The organism is Vibrio vulnificus CMCP6, from assembly GCF_000039765.1.
Classification (GTDB): Bacteria; Pseudomonadota; Gammaproteobacteria; order Enterobacterales; family Vibrionaceae; genus Vibrio; species Vibrio vulnificus_B.
On the sequence record NC_004460.2, the window covers coordinates 781,577 to 803,392 of the forward strand.

The 21,816-nt window shown below is 45.7% G+C and carries 17 protein-coding genes and 3 pseudogenes; 5 read left to right on the forward strand and 15 right to left on the reverse strand.

Annotated elements, in window-relative coordinates; all coding sequences use genetic code 11:
* Positions 1 to 178 precede the first annotated feature (178 nt).
* The 5 genes and pseudogenes from VV1_RS18505 to VV1_RS18525 all read right to left on the reverse strand — a co-directional run bounded on the left by VV1_RS18505 (position 179) and on the right by VV1_RS18525 (position 4,883).
* Complete coding sequence (locus tag VV1_RS18505) at positions 179 to 1,015, reverse strand: MurR/RpiR family transcriptional regulator (protein ID WP_011081658.1); 837 nt, start codon at positions 1,013 to 1,015, stop codon at positions 179 to 181.
* A 107-nt stretch (positions 1,016 to 1,122) separates the two neighbouring features.
* Complete coding sequence (locus VV1_RS18510) at positions 1,123 to 2,019, reverse strand: N-acetylneuraminate lyase (protein ID WP_043921160.1); 897 nt, start codon at positions 2,017 to 2,019, stop codon at positions 1,123 to 1,125.
* Positions 2,020 to 2,056: 37 nt separating this feature from the next.
* Complete coding sequence (siaM, locus tag VV1_RS18515) at positions 2,057 to 3,340, reverse strand: sialic acid TRAP transporter large permease SiaM (RefSeq protein ID WP_011081660.1); 1,284 nt, start codon at positions 3,338 to 3,340, stop codon at positions 2,057 to 2,059.
* A 9-nt stretch (positions 3,341 to 3,349) separates the two neighbouring features.
* Positions 3,350 to 3,856 (reverse strand): TRAP transporter small permease, encoded by a 507-nt coding sequence (locus VV1_RS18520; protein WP_043877565.1) that lies wholly within the window; start codon positions 3,854 to 3,856, stop codon positions 3,350 to 3,352.
* A 62-nt stretch (positions 3,857 to 3,918) separates the two neighbouring features.
* Positions 3,919 to 4,883, reverse strand: a pseudogene (locus VV1_RS18525) (sialic acid TRAP transporter substrate-binding protein SiaP).
* 274 nt (positions 4,884 to 5,157) lie between these two features.
* Here VV1_RS18525 and VV1_RS18530 point away from each other — a divergent pair.
* The 3 genes from VV1_RS18530 to nagA are packed head-to-tail and all read left to right on the forward strand — an operon-like array spanning position 5,158 to position 7,830.
* Positions 5,158 to 5,835, forward strand: a complete 678-nt coding sequence (locus VV1_RS18530) for an N-acetylmannosamine-6-phosphate 2-epimerase (protein WP_011081663.1) — start codon at positions 5,158 to 5,160, stop codon at positions 5,833 to 5,835.
* The gene (locus VV1_RS18535) at positions 5,816 to 6,697 is read left to right on the forward strand and encodes an N-acetylmannosamine kinase (protein WP_011081664.1); all 882 of its coding nucleotides are present in this window, start codon (positions 5,816 to 5,818) and stop codon (positions 6,695 to 6,697) included. The genes VV1_RS18530 and VV1_RS18535 overlap by 20 nt, the downstream gene beginning before the upstream one ends.
* Positions 6,694 to 7,830: an N-acetylglucosamine-6-phosphate deacetylase gene (nagA, locus tag VV1_RS18540; RefSeq protein ID WP_011081665.1), complete on the forward strand. Its 1,137-nt coding sequence runs from the start codon at positions 6,694 to 6,696 to the stop codon at positions 7,828 to 7,830. Before VV1_RS18535 ends, nagA begins: the two co-directional genes overlap by 4 nt.
* A 142-nt stretch (positions 7,831 to 7,972) precedes the next feature.
* Here nagA and VV1_RS18545 read toward each other — a convergent pair whose 3' ends face one another.
* The 9 genes and pseudogenes from VV1_RS18545 to VV1_RS18585 form a co-directional block, all read right to left on the reverse strand.
* Positions 7,973 to 9,637 (reverse strand): ABC transporter substrate-binding protein, encoded by a 1,665-nt coding sequence (locus VV1_RS18545; RefSeq protein WP_011081666.1) that lies wholly within the window; start codon positions 9,635 to 9,637, stop codon positions 7,973 to 7,975.
* 442 nt (positions 9,638 to 10,079) lie between these two features.
* A complete protein-coding gene (gene phaC, locus VV1_RS18550; protein WP_011081667.1) occupies positions 10,080 to 11,852 on the reverse strand; it encodes a class I poly(R)-hydroxyalkanoic acid synthase in 1,773 nt (590 codons plus the stop codon).
* A 61-nt stretch (positions 11,853 to 11,913) separates the two neighbouring features.
* Positions 11,914 to 12,261 carry a phasin family protein gene (locus VV1_RS18555; protein ID WP_011081668.1) on the reverse strand — a complete coding sequence of 116 codons (348 nt, stop codon included), beginning with the start codon at positions 12,259 to 12,261 and terminating at the stop codon, positions 11,914 to 11,916.
* A gap of 40 nt (positions 12,262 to 12,301) precedes the next feature.
* A complete protein-coding gene (locus VV1_RS18560; RefSeq protein ID WP_011081669.1) occupies positions 12,302 to 13,510 on the reverse strand; it encodes an acetyl-CoA C-acetyltransferase in 1,209 nt (402 codons plus the stop codon).
* A 12-nt stretch (positions 13,511 to 13,522) separates the two neighbouring features.
* Positions 13,523 to 14,262 (reverse strand): annotated as a pseudogene (locus VV1_RS18565) (SDR family oxidoreductase).
* Between the two features lie 556 nt (positions 14,263 to 14,818).
* A pseudogene (gene secF / locus VV1_RS18570) lies at positions 14,819 to 15,719 on the reverse strand (protein translocase subunit SecF).
* 2 nt (positions 15,720 to 15,721) lie between these two features.
* Complete coding sequence (gene secD, locus VV1_RS18575; RefSeq protein WP_011081672.1) at positions 15,722 to 17,566, reverse strand: protein translocase subunit SecD; 1,845 nt, start codon at positions 17,564 to 17,566, stop codon at positions 15,722 to 15,724.
* A gap of 69 nt (positions 17,567 to 17,635) precedes the next feature.
* Positions 17,636 to 18,112, reverse strand: coding sequence for a hypothetical protein (locus VV1_RS18580; RefSeq protein ID WP_043921161.1), 477 nt, complete (start codon positions 18,110 to 18,112; stop codon positions 17,636 to 17,638).
* 135 nt (positions 18,113 to 18,247) lie between these two features.
* A complete protein-coding gene (locus tag VV1_RS18585; RefSeq protein WP_011081674.1) occupies positions 18,248 to 18,907 on the reverse strand; it encodes an SH3 domain-containing protein in 660 nt (219 codons plus the stop codon).
* A gap of 188 nt (positions 18,908 to 19,095) precedes the next feature.
* Between VV1_RS18585 and VV1_RS18590 the strand changes: the two genes are divergently transcribed.
* Positions 19,096 to 19,626: a hypothetical protein gene (locus VV1_RS18590; protein WP_224634645.1), complete on the forward strand. Its 531-nt coding sequence runs from the start codon at positions 19,096 to 19,098 to the stop codon at positions 19,624 to 19,626.
* Between the two features lie 513 nt (positions 19,627 to 20,139).
* Here VV1_RS18590 and VV1_RS18600 read toward each other — a convergent pair.
* The gene (locus VV1_RS18600) at positions 20,140 to 20,601 is read right to left on the reverse strand and encodes an Lrp/AsnC family transcriptional regulator (RefSeq protein WP_011081676.1); all 462 of its coding nucleotides are present in this window, start codon (positions 20,599 to 20,601) and stop codon (positions 20,140 to 20,142) included.
* Positions 20,602 to 20,748: 147 nt separating this feature from the next.
* Here VV1_RS18600 and VV1_RS18605 point away from each other — a divergent pair, with 147 nt between their 5' ends.
* Positions 20,749 to 21,723: a DMT family transporter gene (locus VV1_RS18605; RefSeq protein WP_011081677.1), complete on the forward strand. Its 975-nt coding sequence runs from the start codon at positions 20,749 to 20,751 to the stop codon at positions 21,721 to 21,723.
* Positions 21,724 to 21,816: the final 93 nt, after the last annotated feature.

Consider the following 21,816-nt stretch of genomic DNA (forward strand, 5'->3'; position numbering starts at 1 on the left):
ATTCCCTTATTGATGTGAATCCAATCTTGATTGATTAAGATTTATCCTAATTATCGATTAATGAAAAAATATTTCTTTGATCAAACTTTCAATAAAAATATTTTTTATTAATTAAGTTAAGAAAAGATTCAAAAAAGGCTTACTCATAAGTAAGCCTTTGATAAGGAAATAAAGTTTATTAATTTGCCATTAAAGGAATGACTACTTCTGCTGTTTCTTGCACCGAGTCTTTGTATTCCGGGTAGCTCTCTAATAAAGAGTTGACCAACACGTCCACTAAGAGCAGCGCGCCGACTTTCGAGGCAAAAGCACCACCTGTTAGTGGCCCTTCTGGTCTTGCAGCCACCAGCATTTCAGTTGAGAGAGAAGAGAGCGGGCTGTGATTGATGTTTGTCAGAGAAACGACGGGAATATCACGCTTATACGCAAGCCCAGCGGCATGAATGACTTCTTTCGTCGAACCTGAACTGGAAACAGCAAACCACAGATCACCTTGACTTGAGCGGCTTGCACTCATTGCGGCTAAATGGGTATCTTCAAACATGATCGCTTTCTTACCGATACGTATAAGGCGATAGGCGAGGTAACGCCCAACAATGCTCGACGCTCCAACACCAATGCACCCAATAAACTCGGCTTGATGAACCCGTTCAACAATGCGGGCCAATGATTTACGATCGATAAGTTTTGCTGTGTCTTGCAGGCTGTCTACCGCGCTTTGCGCAGACACATCGCAAATGTCACCTTCGATATGATTTTGCTGACGACTTTCGGTTTGGCTCAAATCAACGGCAAGCGCCATACGAAAATCGGAATAGCCCTTGTAGCCCATGTCGCGACATAAGCGTACGACTGTCGCTTCACTGGTTTGTGTGTTGCGAGCAAGATCCGTGATGGTTTGAAACTGCACATCATGCGCATTTTCCAAAATGTAGTCCGCCACAACACGCAGTTTCTTACTAAATGGTTCCATGTTGGAACGAAGTCGGACTAATAAATTTTTCGGCGAACCCACATAAGCCCCTTTGTATTCGCAAATTTCTGCTTAAAAGTATCAAAAGCCACTGGTTTTTAATACCTTAATCATAAAAAAGAGGTGCGAGGCACCTCTTTTTATGAAAACTACAGATTAAGAAAATCCGCATCGCGCATTTTCGCCACGACATCGGCTTTTTGTTGCGCAGTGAGCGCTCGAATTGGCAAACGCGGATCACCAGCATCAATGCCGTGTAATTGCATCGCGGCTTTCCCTGCCGCAACGCCACCGTATTCAACCAAGACGCGGATCAATGCGATCACTTTATCCATCAACGCCTGAACTTCACTATGTTTCCCTTGGTTGAACGCCTCAATGATCTTCAGATACAGTGGCGCAGCGTAATTGTACGTGCTGCCAACCGCCCCAATAGCCCCTACGGCAAGCCCTGCAGGCAAAAATTCATCAACGCCGAATGGAATATCAAACTTACCATTGGATACTCTCAGCGCGCGTTGGTACTCATAAAGATCCACGTTATTAAACTTGGCGCCAGATAAGTTCGGAATGCGCTGCTCTCCTTGGATGAGGAACTGTTCCAGATCGAGATTCACGCCAGACATTCCTGAGTGGTAGTAATAGAAGCCTTTTGACGGTGCCGCTTCCGCAATCTGCGCGCAGTAATTGACAAGATCAGCCACGCTGCTCGGTTTGAAAAAGCAAGGCCCGATCGCGGAAGTGGCAAGAATATCCAGTGTTTCAGCGTGTCGCGTAAGCTCAAGGGTATCAACGATACTCAGAGCCCCCGTATGAAGAATAATGTCTAACTTACCATCTGCGGCTTTCACCCAACGCTCGGCAATCGCTTTTCGCTCTTCAACTGAACAATGTATGCCTTCTCCGGTGGTGCCACATACGTAAGCCCCAGTAACACCTTGTTCAATGAGTAATGCAGCAATTTGATCGATCACCGCATAGTTCACCTGATTATTGTTATCAAACGGTGTATGAGGAGCGGCGATCAGCCCTTTTAATTTGTTCATCATCTTTGTCCTAAAAAATAACCACTATTTTTGTTCGTTATTGTCCGTAACCCAAAAGCAGCTCAGGCAATAGCAAGGTGATTTGAGGGAATACCGCCACCAACGCCAGCACAATAAACAATGGCACCAGAAGAGGAAGTACGCCTCGAGTTAAGGTATGAAATGGAATGTCTCCGACACGTGATACCACATATAAAGCCATGCCCATTGGTGGCGTGAGAATGCCGATCATCAAGTTCAAAATGGCCATAACACCAAAGTGCACAGGGTCAATCCCGACCGCCGATGCCACTGGGACTAAAAATGGAACCAGCAATAGCAATAACGCGAGTGATTCAATGAAGGTTCCCAAAAACAGTAAGAGCAAGTTGATGAGTAGCAGTAGTACCAATGGGTTTTCACTGATTGACAAGAAATAATCCGCAAGCATCTGTGGCAATTGCTCACGCGCCACGATCCAGCCAAACACCGTTACCCCCATCACCATCAAGGCAACAACGGCGGTGGTATTCACGGTTTCGCGAAGAATTTCCACAAACCCCGTCAAGGTCAGCTGTTTGTACACCACGGTACCAAGGAACAGCGCATAAAGAGAGGAAACCACTGCTGCTTCCGTCGGGGTGAACTTACCCGAAAAGATCCCGCCAATGATGATGACCGGAGTCATTAGAGAAAGAAATGCCTCTTTGAACGATGTGAACTGCTCTTTTCTCGACGCTTTGGGCAAGGTCATGTAGCCACGTTTCTTACAGATGAAATAGCTCATCACCATCAAAGCCACGCAGCACAAAATGCCTGGTATTGCACCGGCTAAAAACAGCGCACCAATCGATGTGTTGGACACTACACCATAAATCACCAATGGCACAGAAGGCGGAACAAGCGGACCAATGATGCACGAGGCCGCCGTGAGACCACCAGCAAAGTCATCATCGTATTTCGCGTCACGCATCGATTTGATTTCAAGCTGCCCCAAGCCTCCGGCATCGGCAAGCGCAGAGCCAGACATACCAGAAAATAGTAAACTCGCCATGATGTTTACATGCCCTAGACTACCTGTGATATGGCCAACCATGGATTTGGCAAAGTTAAAAATTCGCTCAGTAATACCGGCACTGTTCATCAAATGGCCCGTTAGGACGAAGAATGGTACGGCCAATAACGTAAAATTATCAATGCCGCCCAGCATCTGCTGCGCTGCGAAGTTAATACCTGTGCTGTTGGTAACAATAAGAAAAACCAACGCCACAAAAATCAGAGAAAAGCCAACTGGCATGCCAGCAAAAAGCAAGCCTAGCCAACCAAAAATTGAACCAGCCATAACCACTCCTTACCTTTGCTCTGCATGATTCGACGCGGTAACGACACCGCACTGCTGACGAAATTCCGTCACAATACCGACCATTTTTTGTAATTGACGAATCACCATGAAAAGCCCGCCAAGGGGTAAACTGTAGTTCATCCATTTGCTGGACACACCTAAGGTAATCAATTCAAAAAAGGCGGTTCTTTCCACGTGTTGATAGCCCAAATAAATGATGGCGAATATCGAAACCAATACCGCAGCTTCCAAGGACAACACCAACAAAAGGCGTATTTTTTCTGGCAACTTATCTGAGAAAAACGTGATATTGACGTGAGTTCCACGTTTGATAGCGATGGCACAGCCAATGAGCGACATATACATAAACAGCACTCGCGCTAACTCTTCACTCCATAGTGAAGGATCGTTAAGTAACCAGCGCGTCGCAATTTGCCATGTCAGCACAACAAGAAGAGCAGCCATAAGTGGCACTGTGATGATCTCTTCTAAATTATCGAAGATCTTGCGTAACATCTTGGGCTCCAAGGCTGGCCGTAGCCAGCCTGTTTAAACATCAAAGATTCAACCAGCGGTGACTACATTGCCGCCAACTTAGACACGATCGGCTGACCAATTTTCTTTTCAAACTCTGAGTAAAGCGGCTGCATGGCTTCACGGAACGGGGCAAGTTCTGGGTAGGTGACATTCACACCCTGCGCCTCAAAGAAAGAGATCAGCTCCGCTTCTTGCTTTTTCACCGATGCGGTATGCGCTTCCCCTGTTTGTTTCACCGCGTTAGCGACAATTTCACGTTCCTGCTCAGAGAGCTTTTGCCACGTGCTTTCTGAAATCAGCACCATCTGGTCGTTCACGATGTGATTGGTGATCGCCAAGTTGCTTTGCACCTCGTAGAACTTCATTGTCTTAATGGTTGGCAATGGATTCTCTTGCCCGTCAACTGCATTGGTTTGTAGCGCGAGGTAAACTTCAGAAAATGCCATCGGTGTTGGTGATGCCCCAGACAACTTAGCGTAATTCAGATTTGGTTTCGCATTCGGCACGCGCAATTTCAGACCTTTAAAATCTGAAATTGACTTCAATGGACGGTTAGAGGTGGTTTCGCGTGTTCCGTTGTACCAAGTATCTAGCGCACGCCAATTAAACTTGGTTAGCATTTCCTGACGAATGCCTTGGCCAAACTCGGAATCAAACATGCGGCGTAAATGGTCATAATCACGAGCAACGTAAGGTAAGGTCACCGCTTCTGCTCTTGGGATCCAAAGTCCCATACGGCCAAATTCCGCGTAAGTGATGTCTAAGTCACCCATAGAGAGCTGCTGTAACATGGCACGGTCGTCGCCCAGTTGCGCACTTGGATATAACGCTAGCTTCAACTCACCCTTACTCATCTCTTCAACTGTGTCGGCAAGCAGCTTGGCAGAGGTGTATTCCACTGAGCCAACCGACGCTTGCATTCCCATTTTTAACGTCGTTGCAGCATTCGCAGAAAGGCTCAATCCCACAGTCAGCAAGCGAGTGTAATTCGGTTCATGGTTTTCATCGCGTGTTCCTTTTCCCTTTGTTTCACCATTAAAAAATATTTTTATTTTGTTTGAAAAAAATCTTCGTTATGGATTATTATGGCGATGAAGATTATTTTCAAACCAACTTATTGCAAAATGTGATCGCGAACAGAAATTCGTCAAAACTATCAATTAGCACGGGGACTAACGCTATTTGAAAGGGTGCACAAAACGCGATTTTCCATAGCGCAATACGATACTAAGAGGCCCATCGTGAGAGATAAGCAGTTAAATATTAATAAGTTAAGAACTATGCTTTCCGGCCAGACTGTTGTTTCAATTCAGCCTGTTGTCGGTAGCCCTCTTGATAAAACCGAGTTCATCGTTGCTATGGCAGTTGCTGCAGAACAAGCCGGAGCTAAGGCACTGCGTATTGAAGGCGTTGAAAACGTACGCCATGTTTCTCAAGCGACCAATGTACCAATAATTGGAATTGTGAAACGTGATTTACAGGACAGTCCTGTGCGCATCACACCTTTCGTCTGTGACGTGGATGCTCTAGCGACTGCTGGCGCAACCATCATCGCCTTTGATGCGACCGATCGTCAGCGACCAGAGAGCCGAGAAACGATAGCCAACGCAATCAAAAACAGTGGTTGTTTCGCGATGGCAGATTGCTCTTGCTTCGCGGATGGGCAATGGGCGGCGCAAATAGGGGTCGATATTATTGGCTCAACCTTGTCTGGCTACGTGGGCGAAATTGAACCGACTGAACCCGATTTGGAACTGGTGAAACAGTTTTCTTCGGCGGGATTTTTTACCATGGCGGAAGGTCGCTACAACACGCCTCAACTCGCCGCCAAAGCGATTGAAAATGGCGCTGTCGCGGTGACGGTGGGCTCGGCCATCACACGAATGGAAGTGGTTACTCACTGGTTTAATTCTGCAACACAAGCGGTAAGACAGAATAATGAAAGTATTAGCTATTGATATTGGCGGTACAAAAATCGCCTTAGGCAACGTGGTCGAAGGGCATTTGCAGCATCGCAAACAGTTTCCGACCCCTGTTGTCAACGATGCAACAACCTTAGCGAAAGAGATTCTTGCCCACTGCCAAGCATGGCTAAGCGACGTTGATGCCATCGGTATTTCGACTACCGGGCTTGTCAGCGAACAAGGGATAAGTGCCATTAATCCAGGCACATTGAGCTTCCCTACGCCTTTTCCTCTGCATAGCGAACTACACAGATTAAGTGGCAAGCCAGTTAAAATGCTCAATGATGCTCAAGCGGCTGCCTGGTATGAGTTTTTGCAACTTTCACCTGAACTGGATGTTCGCAATATGGCCTATATCACTGTCTCGACAGGTGTGGGAGGCGGTTTGGTGATTAACCAACAACTGCATAAGGGTAAGTCAAATTTTGCCGGACATATTGGCCATACGGTGCTTGATCCAAATGGCCCACTTTGTGGCTGCCAACAGCGAGGTTGTGTTGAGGCCATCGCCTCTGGAAATGCAATTAACGCAGGCGCTCAAGCCCTTTTTGGCCAAGCGATTTCTAATATCGAACTGTTTCAGCTTGCTCAACACAATGAACAAGCCTCCACACTCATTCAACAAAGCGCCGAAGCCATCGCCCAGCTCTGCCTAAATTTAAAAGCCACACTGGATCTCGATTTGGTGGTCATCGGCGGCGGTGTGGGCCTTGCTCGCGGCTACCTCGCTCGTGTACAAGCGTTTATCGACAAACAGCCTCTCGTGTTTCAGGTTAAGGTGAGAGCGGCAGTTGGCGATTACGACGCATGCTTACTTGGCGCTGCCTTTCAATTTGAGGAGAGTAATCTTTCATGACCATACATGCTATTGCAGCCAAACGAATATTTGATGGCGTCCGTTTTCATCACGACGCCGCTCTGGTTTGGCAGGGACAACATATTATGGGTTTGGTGCCTCGCCATCAATTGAGCCTAGACGTCATCACTTACGATTACCCTGATGCCACTCTCACACCAGGTTTTATTGATCTTCAAGTCAACGGCGGTGGCGGCGTGATGTTTAATACCCAAACGGACATCGTTGCCATGGAACAAATTTGTCATGGTCACCGAAAGCATGGCACTGCACATTTACTGCCGACGTTAATCAGCGACACGCCCGCACAACTCAAACGTGCACTAAAAGCGGCGGAGGCGGCGCTCAACGACAAGATACCAGGCGTGCTTGGCGTTCATCTTGAGGGGCCATGGCTAAACTCCGAGAAAAAAGGGGCTCACAATAACGAGCTCTTTTACGCCCCCACAATTGCTGAGCTTGAAACCTTTCCTTGGCCAGAGAAAGCGAAAGTGCTCATCACATTGGCACCAGAACAAATTGAAGCGGGGGTCCTTCAGTGGCTCCATCAACAAGATATTGCTCTCTTCTGTGGCCATAGTAACGCCCGGTATGAGCAATTAACCTCAAAACTGCGGTACCTTCACGGCTTTACTCACCTTTACAACGCGATGTCCCCTTTTGAAGGTCGTGAACCGGGTGTCGTTGGTACGGCACTCATGGCCGATAATCAATGGTGCTCTATTATTGCCGATGGCATACATGTTCATCCACAAAGTGTGTTGCTTGCTCAACGCATTAAACCGCATGGAAAATTGCTGCTTGTTACCGATGCCATGGCGACCGTGGGCAGTGAGAAGAACTTCTTCGAACTGAATGGCGAAACCATTCAAGTGGTAGATAATGCACTCGTCAACGGCAATGGTAATTTGGCTGGTGCTCACATCGGCATGGATCAGTCGGTCATCAATCTGATTGAGTGGGGTGTCGCTGAGGAAGAGGCGCTGCGCATGGCATCAACCTATCCCGCAGAGGCCATCGGCTTAACCGACTTGGGGTATCTTCGTCCAGATTACCGTGCCAGCGTCACGATTTTACGTGATGACTACAGCACGCAAGCCGTATTGGTTGATGGCACGCTCTTTGAGCAATAACTGCTATTCACCAAATGAACCAATACCGTTGCCGCTGAGGAAAACCGCAGAGACATCGGTATTGAGCATTTGACCACGAGCAGAACGGAACTCGTGTCCCCAATCATCGCTTTGGTGCAACCTATCGATGCACTAGTGTTTGTCACCAATCCATAGTTTGTAGAAATCGCTGTAGCCCTGTTTTACGCACTTGAATACCTTGGACTTGCTGGGCTTTAGTGATCTCTTCTCGCCCGACAAACAAAGGTAAACAACGGTGGTCTTGGTACAACGCTCGCTCAATAGTTTGTAGTAAAGGCAAAGGTTCAGTCTGCCCCACGGCCAACGCAATCTCTGCTTTGTGCGATTGCCACTGCTCTTGATTGAGTGCAAAGCGAAGGCCCGATGCGATAAGCAACCATTCGTACAACCCGTATTCAAGAGGCGCTTCAATCACCTCCTCAATAAACAATACGTCAGCGATGTCGCGTACGCTTTCGGGTCTACTGATTTCTGTTAGCTCAACGACGTCTAGTTCCAATCCGGTTGAGCGAATCGTCTCATGCAGCCACGCAGCAATATCGGCGAGATATGGGATGGTCCATTTGGGCTCTGCCAGTACTAATCTGCCAGACAAACAAGGAGGCGCGATCAAATCCGCCTTTTGTAACCGTGATTGACGAGCAGACAGCTGGAAATCGATACCATCAACCGCGTTTTGCCGATCAAAATACACTTTGGCTCGCTCAAGAAAATGATATAACTGTTGCCATGTGTCTGATGAGATGCCACTTTGTTGACGACGATGGTAGGTTAAGTACGAGAAAGCACTAATTTGAGTGACCTCTTTATCACCCTCTTCATTATTGAAACTCATCGCGTTGAACAGAGACTCTTGAGCGTGGGACAGCGTTATTTTGTGCAATAGCGCTTTTTCTGCAAAATATTCGTTATGGCGCATCAAAATGAGTCGGTCGCGATTCCAACGCTCGATACGAAACGGTCCGGTACCAACAAAATAGCAATGGCTCTGATCGCACTTAACAGAGTCAGGACAGACAATGGCAGAGTGAGGCATCGCAAGAAGATAAGGAAAAAGTTGATTCGCATGCCTTAGTGATATTTCAATTTGTGTCGCACTTTTCACCAAGACCTGTTCCATCTCTTCATACAGATGCAATACCGGCCCTTGTGAATGACTTAGTCGCTCTAGGCTCCACGCGACGTGTTGCGCAGAAAGTATTTTTCCATCATGACGCACAATATCGGGCCTTAACCATATGTGCAGTTTTCTTCCTTCAATGTGCCAAGCGTGCGCAAGTGAAGGTTTCAATTCTCCGTATTCATCTTGTTTAAACAAGGTATCGTATACGCTTTTGATCACCTGTAGCTCCGCCAAACGCATGGTGCAAAGTGGATCTAGCGTATCAACCCAAGGATATTGGGTTACCAATAATTGATTATTCTCTTCATTCGTTTGATTTTGTCTTTCTGTCGCTTGTGTCAGAGCGCGAATCGTGGCTTGACCATAGATCTCAAGCAAACGGGTGATGAGTGCAAATCGACCATGCTTTAACTCTTCTGCTATGACATCACACAATGCCTCATCAAATGAAGAAACCACTTTTAGTTGGCTTGTGCGACTGCGGCCGACTGAAGGTTGCCACTCAATCCATCCCGATCCAGAAAGGTTCTTCATCACAATGGAGGTGTTTCTTCTTGAAGTCGACAGTGTTTTTTCCAAGTCGTCGATATTGACAGAGTGACAGGTGTACAACTCATATCGCGACAACAGCTGATGAAATCGTCTTAAATTTATTTCGCTCACAATAGCTTTTTATGTTTTGCCAATGGATGAAAGATGACCATAAAGCCAGTCAGTGTCTGCTCCCACTTTATGCAGACTCATCAAAACATTGGGTAATTTATAGTTATTAAAATAGCACAGAGACTCTAACTAGATGGAGCCTCTGTGAAAGTGGGTACGGTAGATAATAGCTGTCCCCTACAGTAAGAACATTGATCGACTAGCGTCTTTGTTCAAAAAGAAAAGCCGTTTTACCCAAATCAGGTAAACACGTGTGCAGTGTCGCTCATTCGGAGCAACGAAAATAGGAATAATTAATAGAAAATAGTGCGCGTTTTATGCAGGTGCATATCAATGTAGAGTCATCAACCACCACAAAAGTGCTTGAGTGTCTTTCAAAGGTGACAAGCAGAAAAAGCGCACTGCTGGTTTTACATGCAGTGCGCTTAGGTTGGAGCCAAGGTTATTCTGTAATCGGTAGTACCTGCTTGACATACTGTCCTGGAGCAATGTCGATAACCGGATTGGCTTCCGAGCCTTGACGGTAAGGAAGCACTTTTTCAGCCGGATTAAACTGCGTTAACCACTGATCCCAGTGTGTCCACCAAGAGCCTTCTTTATGCTGTGCATTGGAGAGCCACTCGTCGGCCGACTCATCGAGATTGTCGTTCACCCAGAAGCCGTACTTGTTCTTTGCCGGTGGGTTAACAATACCCGCAATATGACCCGATTCACCTAGTACAAAGGTTTTATTGCCGCCCATATTAAGCGCGCCTCGATAAGTGCCTTGCCACAACGCGATATGGTCTTCTTTGGTTGAAATAAAGTAACTCGGTATACGGATCTTATCGAGATCAATCCAAACACCGCCAATTTTCACGCCTTTGTCTTGAACAAGTTTGTTGTTCAAATACAGCTCACGCAGCATAAAATTGTGGGTTGCCGCCGCCACATTGGTACTGTCGCTATTCCAATACAACAAATCAAAGTCAACAGGGCTGCTGCCTTTTAAGTAGTTGTCGACGTAATAGTTCCAGTAGAGGCTGTTTTCGCGTAGCAGACTGAACGTCACACTTAACGAACGACCATCCATGTAACCTTTGGCGTTATTTTGCAGCTCAATGGCACTAATGATGGTGTCATTAATGTAAGCACCCACTTCGCCTGGTTGGGAGAAATCGAGTAGCGTTGTAAAGAAGGTCGCTGACTTTATGCGCTTTTTCATGCGCTTCGCCGCATAGTAACCAACCGTACACGCCAATACAGTGCCACCAATGCAGTAACCCGCTGCGTTAATCTGCTCTTGACCCGTAATTTCTTCAATCGCAGTCACAGCCTTGACGACCCCTTCGGTCACATAATCCCCGAACTCGACATTGGCTTGCGCTTTACCCGGGTTTTTCCACGACATCATAAACACGCTGTGGCCTTGTTCTAGCAGCCAGCGAACCATGGAGTTTTTGGCCGTGAGATCAAGGATATAGTATTTATTAATGAAGGGAGGAACGATCAAAAGCGGAGTGGCGTTCACTTGCTCTGTCAACGGACGATATTGAATCAATTCAAACAGATCATTTTGGAAAACGATGTCACCCGCCGTTGTCGCAATGTCTTCACCAATGCGAAATGCATTGTTGTTGGTCATGCGAATTTTGAGAATGTCTGCGCTCGACTCAACGTCTTCTCTCAGCAGTTCCATCCCCGCGAGTAAGTTTTCACCATTTTTTTCGATCGTCAATTTCAACAACTCTGGGTTGGTCGCGATGAAGTTTGATGGAGAAAGTGCGTTAATGGCTTGACGAGAGAAAAAGCTAATGCGCTCTTTGGTTTTTTCATCCAGACCTTCTATAGCGTCAATGGTATCCATATAGGTCTTGCTGAATAAAAGGTAAGACTGTTTGATAAAGCTATACATAGCTTCGGACTGCCACGCTTCGTTTGAGAAACGCTTATCCCCTTTGTCCGCTTCAATGATACTTTGAGTATTGCCAGATAGTGCAACATTCTGCCAAATTTGCAGTTGTTGCTCCCACCACTGCGTTTGCAGTTGCAGAATGGCTTGTGGTTGATTCGCCGCTTTTTCAAAGAATTTCGCGGTATCCTCAAAGTTCACTTCTTGCATTGCCTTGTTTAAAGGAGAATTGACGGCTGCCTTGCCAACTTCAAAATCCTGCCACCACTGTTGATTGGTCTCTTGGAGCTTAACAAGATAGTCCGAAAAGAAGTGCTGTAACATAATGGTACTCCCTGATTCGGAAAAAAACGCCGCCTAACTGGCGGCGTAATAGTGGGACTAGTTACGCTGGGGTAACAGTCTTAAGGTTTTCCGAAGTTAGCTTCTCAACGTCGTCTTTGAACTCTTTAGCAATCGCTTGAAGTTTATTGCTGTCGTCTAGCATCTGCTGAGAAAGCTTAGTCAGTACATTCAGTTGTTGACCGTTAAAAGAAGCCAATGACGTCACATCTTTCACTTCAGATGCCGCTTTCATTTGCGCTAGACCCATTTCGCTGTATGTGCGAATCGCGTTTAGCTGAAGCTCTGTCAGTACTTCAACATTTTTTGTCACAAGCTTGTTGAACTTGAAGTATGGCTGAAGATTTTTTTCTGTTTGATCACTGAAAGTTTTGAAAAAATCCGTATACATTGTGTGTCTCCTAACAATTGTAGATGTTGTTTAATCCGTATTACTTAACTGCTTTCACAATCACTGCCGTTCCCATACCGCCACCAACACATAGTGACGCAACGCCATACTGACCGTTTTGTTTTTGAAGCTCATGAATTAACGTCACGAGAATTCGGTTACCCGACGCACCTAGTGGATGCCCTAACGCGATTGCACCACCATTCGGGTTCGCTTTGTCTTGAATCGATGTCACTGGCACTTGGTGTTTATCGGCAAGCTGATGAATCACGCCTAGTGCTTGTGCGGCAAAGGCTTCATTCAACTCATACACATCAATGTCTGCTGTATTCAGTTGTGCTTTTTCAAGCGCTTTGCTAACCGCCTCAACAGGACCTAAGCCCATGATTTTTGGGTCAAGGCCAGACTGTGCGTAACTCACCACTTCTGCGATAGGTTGCAAACCGTATTCTTTCACTGCTTGCTCGGATGCCAGAATGACGGCACTCGCCCCATCATTAATGCCAGAAGCATTGCCCGCAGTGACCGTGCCTTCTTTATCAAAGGCAGGGCGTAACCCTTTTAGCGCTTCAAGCGTTGCGTTGGCTTTTGGATATTCATCGGTATCAAACGTCACTGTTTGGCGACGTACGGTCACTTCAACGGGCACAATTTCGTCTTTAAATTTGCCAGCTTCTATCGCCGCTACTGCTTTCTGTTGACTCGCCAATGCATATTCATCTTGCTGATCACGAGTAATGCCCACTTCTTTCGCGACATTTTCTGCTGTAACGCCCATATGGTATTGATTGAAAACATCAGTCAAACCATCAGCAATCAGCAAATCTTGCAGTGCCATATGGCCCATCTTGTTGCCATCACGAACGTTTGCAGGTACTGTAAATGGGATTTGTGACATCACTTCGACACCAGCAGCAACCACCACTTTTGCGTCGCCACTGCGAATATGAGAAACGCCATCCATGACGGTTTTCATGCCACTGCCACACACCATATTGAGGGTGTAAGCCGGAACTTCTGCTGGAATACCTGCTAGGATTGCGGCTTGACGGCCAATGCCCATACCTTGCGCAGCACTCACCACATTACCCACGATCACTTCATCAATCAGTGAAGCATCCACTTTGGCTTGTTCAATTGCACCTTTGATGGCAACAGATGCCAATTCTCCAGCTGCTACCGTTTTCAACGAGCCGCCAAAAGCGCCAATCGGGGTACGTTTGGCCGCAACAATAAATACTTTTTCCATCTCAACATCCCTTTAATGCATGTATAAGCCGCCGTTTACCGACAGCGTTTCACCAGTAATGTATGCGCCTGCATCGCTCACCAAGAAAGCAACCGCTTTGGCGATTTCTTCTGGTGTTGCCAGTCTTTGCATAGGAATTTGAGATTTGATGCCTTCGAGCACTTCATCGCGCATTTGCTCGACCATCGGTGTAGCGGTGTAACCTGGAGCAACGACATTGACCGTCACACCACTGCGGGCACCTTCGTAAGCGAGGGCTTTGGAAAAGCCGATCATGCCAGCTTTAGCCGCAGAATAGTTAGCTTGACCAAACTGACCTTTAAGGCCATTTACAGAAGAAATATTGATCACTCGACCCCCCCCTTTTTCGCACATGGCGGCAAAGAGCGGTTGAGTCACGTTGAACACACTGTTGAGGTTAGTATTAATGACATCAAACCAAGATTGCGGGGTCATTTTCTTAAACACCCCATCACGAGTAATACCGGCATTATTGACGACGACGTCGATCGTCCCCTCTTCTTCCAGTAACTTACTCAAGCGGTCGGCACACTCTTCTGTATTCGTCACATCCAGTTCAAATAAGCGGACCTGATCTTCTGTAAAGCCTTTTTCATTAAACCAATCTAACGCACATTGATGATTTCCCGTGTAATAAGTAGCAATAAACGGTAACCATTTTCAACAAGTTGGGAAGAAATTGCAGAACCAATCCCGCCTTTTGATCCAGTGATCAAAGCGACTTTTTTCATCTAAGAACTCCATTCTTAACAGCAAAAAATTTAGCGCACATCCATTGGCAAATAATACCAACTGACAAATTAAATATTATTCAATGTGTCTTCACTGACACTTATCTATATATTTAAGCTAACTTAGAAATGTGACATTTCAAATAAAATTTGAAAAATTGCGCATAAGGTTGAGCTAGATCCCATAAGGAATGAAATGTTATAAAAAGGTTAATGACGACGATAAGTATTTTAAAACAATAACTTACAACGACTCACTTTTGAGATATGCAATTGTAAGCATTTGTTAGGAAAGGGATTTTCTCTTTTTGCGTGTTACATAACAGATATGAACAGAAACTCAGACATTATACTTAAGTATAAATAAATCAATAAACACAGTGCTATTTAATGATAAACAACAAAATTAAGTTCTCTTTCATACTAATGGAACATATATATATTTCCATTTTTTTGCTCGCATAAAATAAAAGCCACAATTATCTGTGGCTTTTATTTTTAGTCTTGTTGGTTTATTCCAAAGTTATTATTAACTTCGAATAAAGATGCTGCTCTTTTATGGTGCAGTGTCCACTGTACTGGTAAATAGTGCTCCGGTTTTAAATGCAGCCATTCTGGCAACACGGTACCGATCGAGATAGATGACCATGTACCCGATAGCACACCAATAAACATCGCGGTCGAGAAGCCTCCAATGCATTACCGCCCATAAACCATAGTGCGGCAATCGTAATTAAGGTGGTTCCCGATGTCACCATTGTGCGCGAGAAGGTTCCTAGTACCGCTTGGTCGTTAATGTTTTCCGTGGTTTCATTCTGTTTGGCAATCAGCAATTCTCGTATCCGGTCCGCAATGATAATTGAGTCGTTCAATGAATAACCAAGGATAGCGAGTATGGCGGCAAATACCGTTAGGTTGAACTCCATTTGTGTGATCGCAAAAAAACCCAACACAAGCACCACATCGTGAAGCAGTGCGAGTAGAGAACCACTCGCTAAGCGCCATTCAAAACGGAAACAAAGATACCCGAGAATACACAAGATGCTGATCAACAACGCCATACCACCTTGATCAACAAGATCTTGGCCAACTTGCGAGCCGACTACGCTGTTGCTGATGGTGGTGACATGATGAGACACACCATCTAACACTTGCTGAATGTTTGGTGCTTGAGTTTCCCCTTCAGGAAGAGAGTAACGAATAATCCATCTCCCCTCTTCACCCGATTTAGTGACCGTTGTTGACTCACCTAATACGGGTTTTAATTGATCCAGAAGTTGGTGATTGGTTAACCCTGCGTCCAACTTCACTTCGGTCACCATCCCTCCAGTAAAGTCCAGACCTAAATTTAAGCCACGCAGGCCCAATGCCACTAAAGAGACCACCATCAACGCCAAGGAAATCACGCTGGTTAGGTAGCGGATAGCGCGGATGTGTTTTTTCATAAATTCAACCATGGTTATACCCTCACATTACGACGACTATCTTTACCCCACACCAAATTGATCATGGCGCGAGAGGCAAACACTCCAGTAAACATACTGGTTAAAAGCCCTAGACCTAACGTTAAGGCAAAACCTTGGATCGGTCCGTTACCGATGGCATACAGCACAACAGCAGTAATCATGGTCGTAATGTTGGCATCGAGAATGGTGGCAAACGCGCTGTCAAAGCCGCTATCGATGGCCTGCGCTAAACTGCGTCCTTCTCGCATCTTATCTTTGATTCGCTCAAAAATAATCACGTTCGTATCCACGGCCATACCAACGGTCAACACCAGACCTGCGATCCCAGGTAAGGTTAATACGGCCCCCGGTAGCAGGGCGATTAGGCCAAGCAAACAAAGCATGTTTGCAACAAGTGCAACGTTTGCAACCCAGCCTAAACGGCGATACCACAGCGCCATAAACGTCAGTGTTAAGCCCATACCGAGAGCAAGTGCCGCAAAGCCATTTTGGATGTTTTCAGCCCCCAATGAGGCGCCAATGGTGCGCTCTTCAACAATCGAAACTGGCGCAGTCAACGAACCAGCACGAAGCAATAACGCAAGTTGTTGCGCTTCATCCATGCTGCCTGCACCAGTAATACGGAACTGGCTGCCTAATTGTGACTGAATGGTGGCAACGCTAATCACGCGCTCACTACGAGCAATATCACCATTTTCTTGAGTGGTGTATTCACGATAAACGGTAGCCATTGGCTTACCAATGTGAGTGGCGGAAAAATCGCTCATCTTCTTGCCACCAGCGTGATCCAAAGAGATGTTGACTTCCGACATGCCCATCTTGTCGACACCAGCTCGTGCATTGACAATATGCTCACCCGTTAACACCGGTCTCTTTTCAAGCACGACGGAGCGGCCATCGGCGTCTTGCAGCACCAAATCATCACCACTTCTGGCATCACTTGGTGATTTGACGGAATAGAATGCTAGGCTCGCCGTTGCACCAATCACGTTCTTCGCTTGCGCTGGATCTTGCACACCGGGTAACTCAATACGAATGCTGTGAGCGCCTTGACGTTGAACCAACGCTTCAGTAATACCAAGCTCTTCAATTCGACCACGCATGATCTTCAAGTTTTGCTGGAGGGTTGTGGTTTGAAACTCCGCAGCATAAGCATCCGAAGGCTTCACTTCCAATGAGTCGGAATGGGTGCGAACTTGCCAGTTAGGATAGTTGCTGCGTAGATAGTTGCTCACTTTTTCCAACGCCATCGCGTTGTCGCTTTGTACGGCCAGTTGGGCAGTGTCTGTATTGCGAACCTGAACGCCACGAAGTTTTTCCGTGCGCAGCATTGCACGAATTTCATCCGATAAAACATCACGTTGTTCATCGAACGCTTTATCTACATCGACGTTAAGTAAAAATTGCACACCACCGCGTAAGTCTAGGCCCAACTTGATAGGGTTGAATCCCATATCAGAAAGCCATTGCGGTGCCACAGAAACATAAGAAAAGCTGATGTTGGCATCATCACCAAGAGTGTTGTCTAAAATTTTTCTCGCTTGGCTTTGCGCATTTTCATCAGAGAAAACTAAGGTCGTCACGCCTTCTTTTTCTGTCACTTTGTCGACTGAAACCGATTGATGCTCAAGCAAGCCTTTTAGCTGTACAACGTCGTAATGCTCGGTTGTCGGCCCTTTGGCGTTATTTTGATAAGAAATTTGGATAGAAGGCTGTTCACCAAACCATGTTGGAATTGCGCTTAACGTTAAAATAACCAGTGTCGTAATCAACACCACGTATTTCCAAGCGGAATAGTGGTTAAGCAACTTCTGCGCTGCTTTATGTTTTTTTGTCATAGAGTTCCCCTCCGTCGCAAAAGACAGAGTTAATACAGTCAAAATAAAATGTGTTTTTGTTGGACTGAGTTACGAGAACTGACTATTGAGTGCCACATACATGGCATTGGTTTCTTTCCAACCCGCTAAGCGATGATTGGCGACGTAGTGATACTGAGTCTGAAGTGCTTTACGAGCAATGGCACAGAAAACATTGACATGAACGTTTGGTAGCGCATCTGGGCTTGCGTGCCCATCGCCAAACATCAAAGGCGTTGTGTCGGATGCGTTTTCTTCTCGCTGAGAGACGTTCCAGCGACCTGCGTTGAGAATACCTGCAGCGTCTGTTTTGAAGTGGGATTCTGATACTGGCAGTGGTGAAGAGTCTGATTCTTCGCTCTGCGTTGTTTCTTGTGTCGTGTGGCCGATTTGGTGTTTGAGCACCGTAAATTGACCATTTGATGCATGATTACGCTGATTGCTCTCTGCAATAGATGCAATCACTTCCACTGGCATCATCACCAATGTAAGCAGTAAAGCAAATAATCGCAGTAAGCTGTTGTGCATAACTCTTCTCTGAAGATCAAAAAGAGCAGGCAAGTTTGCCTGCTCTCGCATAGTATGCCCGGATGTGATTTAGCTCAACTAAAAAGTTCTAAAAGTTAACCCTATAAAAGCCGACCGACCAATAAGGTACGCTGATTATCGATAAAAAATCTCGCCCGTTTGTACATCGAGATAAATCTTGTTTTCTTGGGCTAACCCCCCGCAGTAGATGAAATAGACATCCCTATTCTGAAACGTCACCGATCGCACCCAACCACCTAGCTCCTCAAAGTCCTCGGGTTTGCAGGTACCGTCGTTAAGCAACATCTGAGTGTATTTTCGATAAACATCGCGATGTTCTTTTAAATCATCAGACTTAACAAGGTAACCATCTAAGATCTCTAAGCGCTCCATTTCTTCGATGACCGGTTTCGCGTCAGAGAGCTTTGTCATGTCGACCCACTCTGCCCTTTCTTCACCACCCTCTTCGTAAACTAGATAGTCGGAAATTCTTCCCCAGCCATTTTGCTTTTCAAGAATGGTGATCTTCTCGCCTTTATACAACGCATCAATAATCAGCGCTTGCGGCTCCGGTTTATTCCTCACATCAATTCGGCGCTCAATAACGTAATAGTCGGTGATTTCAGGCTCGGGGGCTGGCAGTTCCATGATTGGCTGTGGTTTTTCGGGGACAATTGGCTCCTCTACCGTTTCAACATTTTCTTCATCATCTGGCTGCATAAAGAAAACGTAGTAACCTGCCCCACCACCAATCAGCAGTAAAACAACAATCAATATGATCATGATTTTCTTCATGGATTCTTACCACCCTTCTTATGACTCAATGGTTTGGGCTTGCTAAACGGATGTCTATTTTGCCAGTTATTTGAGTATCGTTCTAATTAAGCACACCAATAGTTCTCACAAAATCACATATACTGTATAGCACAGCCCACCATTTACTCTCGATTATGGTTAAGTGCGCTCTGATTGCATTATCATTGATGGTGTTTTCTATCCCTCTCACTGCAGCGAGTCAGTGTAATCCGCATGGCTGGAAAACATTGCAGGACAACCAAATCGAACTTGAAGGCTATTACAATACAAGAGCCACGCAATACAACACGTTACTCGCCATCCATAAACAACGTCGGCTACTCTCACAACAATTTACCTTAGATGAGTTGGTCCAACTGTGGAACCACGCGGACAGAGTCCACTATCGCGAATTTGAGCAGCAGATACGTAGTGCTCGGCAATACGCCAACGCCGTCAGCTCTCTCAAAGATCAGTTGATTGAGAAAAAAACGCAAGCACTAAGCATAGGAAGCCAGTGGTACTCCATGGCTAACGCCTGTAAACAAGCTAAGAGAACCGCCAACTTTAATTCCGCGCTTTGGTATAGTGCTTCATCCAACGATCTGGCTAACGATTTCTCTCATTTAGAACAAAAATTCACCCAACTCGGAAAAATCTATGAGAAAGAAGCACGCCAACTAGAGACCGCACAACTCTATGCTGAGCAGGCAAAGTAACTTAGAAGATCACCGACTCATATGTGCGCAAATTTTAAGCAAACAGATGAAAAATAGCGACGCAGCTCACAATAATTCTTTACTTATGCCGATTTTTTGAGTAATTTACTATTCATAAATTTTCATAAAACATAACAATTGGCTGGTGAAAATGCAAAACGACATGGTTTTCAAGTGGTTGAGTCACATGGATAGTCAAAACGTTACAAAGAGCAAGTTACTTTCAGTAGTTAGGCACGTCAAAGAGTATGGATCAATTAACGATCTCGAGTTATGTAAGATCTTTGGCGAGACCATTTGGAGTGATGGGGGCGAATATCATTCAGCTGCTTTCTCATTCCGAATTGATCAACAAACCGGCAATTGCGAGATCTCTCAAATTCGCAGCTATTAAGAAACAGTTACTAAAGCGGAGCCCAAAAGGCTCCGTTTTTTATTGCTCAATCGATGTCACAATCTATCTTTGTGTAACAGAGAGATGCCGTCATCACGGTGGCGAGACAATCAACTCAGTTAACTTAATGAGTAGATCGGCACTCGTTGTGACTCTTTTACCTTGCGGATAGCCAAATGAGTATGGATATCCTTAACGTTTTGTAGACGTTGTAGCTTACGAGTAAAAAGCTCATAACCTTCCAGATCCCTCGCCACCACTTCCAGCAAATAATCATACGCGCCAGACACTACATGGCAACTGACCACTTCATCCATGGCCACAATAGCTTGCTCAAAATCGTCAATCGAAGCGACTTGGTGATTGTTTAAACTTACTTCGACAAACACACTCATAGCGATCCCAACTCGTTCACGAGCCACTGAAGCATGATAGCCACGAATAATTTTATCTTTCTCTAGCCTCTTAATGCGACGTGCACAAGGCGAGGGAGAGAGCCCCACCTCCTCGGCAATTTCCGCAGCCGTCAATTGGGCATTTTTTTGCAGCAATTCCAAAATTCGTTTATCAATCCTATCCATTACCTTGCCATTTATCATCACTAGACCAAGAACAATTAGCAATTTTTGGCATTTATATAATAACTAAAGACATATTTTGCCAAAAAACATTACTAACAATAGCTGATAATTAACATTTATTTAACTTATTTCTTCGCAAGGTATTTTATGTTGCTTGGGTATCTGGCTATTGGTGCCACCTTACTGCTTTGGTCGGGCTTTTTTCTCTCTCTGAAAGGTGGAGCAATCTCTGCATTGCAACCTGCGGATATCGCATTTACTCGCTTTGTTGTTCCTATGATTTGCCTGTTGCCGATTGTGGTTAGAACAAGGCGAAGCGTCGCTTCTGTGCCATTTCGTTATTGGCTCGGCATGTTTGTAGGAAGCGGCTTGCCTTATTTGCTTGTGGCAGGAACTGCGATGCAGTTCGTTCCTGTATCGCACGGCAGCGCACTCGTGCCAGGCACTCTTCCCCTATTTGTTACTGGCATTGCTGTCTTGCTCTTTAAGCAACCGTTAAGCCAACACCGTGTTATTGGCCTTAGCTTGGTGGTCGTTGGGATTGGTTTATTTCTTGTCCCTCATTTGGGTCTTTATCAAAATCAACTTAACGCCAACGGTCAGGAAACCACAGGGCATTTATTGTTCCTAGTGGGCAGTTTGATGTGGGCAATATTTACCATTTGCGCTCGAGTCGCTAACCTCAATCCTCTTGTTGCATCTGGTGTGATCGCTTTCGCTTCGATGCTGTTACTAGCCATATTGGTTAATTTGGGCATGCTGGATAGCTATCTCCTTAACACATCAATCCGCCAATGGCCTTGGTATGAACTCTTTGGACATCTGCTTGTTCAGGGTATTGGAGCAGGTTTGTTAGCCGCGTTCACTTACCTATACGCCGTTAAAATTCTCGGCGCAGAGCGCAGTGCGGCATTTGGCAGTGCGACCCCGGTATTAGCAACTCTCTTGGCGATTCCTATTTTTGGTGAGTATCCAGATCCCCTAACTTGGATTGCCCTGTTCGTGGTCAGCTGCGGAAGTCTCATTGCAAGTAATGTATTTATGCGGCATGACTCATCAATGGACTACCGACCACCACAACACCATCAAGTCAAACCATCAAGTGAAAGCTCGGTACCTTAACTCTTAACTCTTAACTCTCAACTCTGGGCTTCGTAACAGTTCACGAAACATGACAAAAGTCGCCCGCATCGCAGTGATGCCCTTTGTATATCA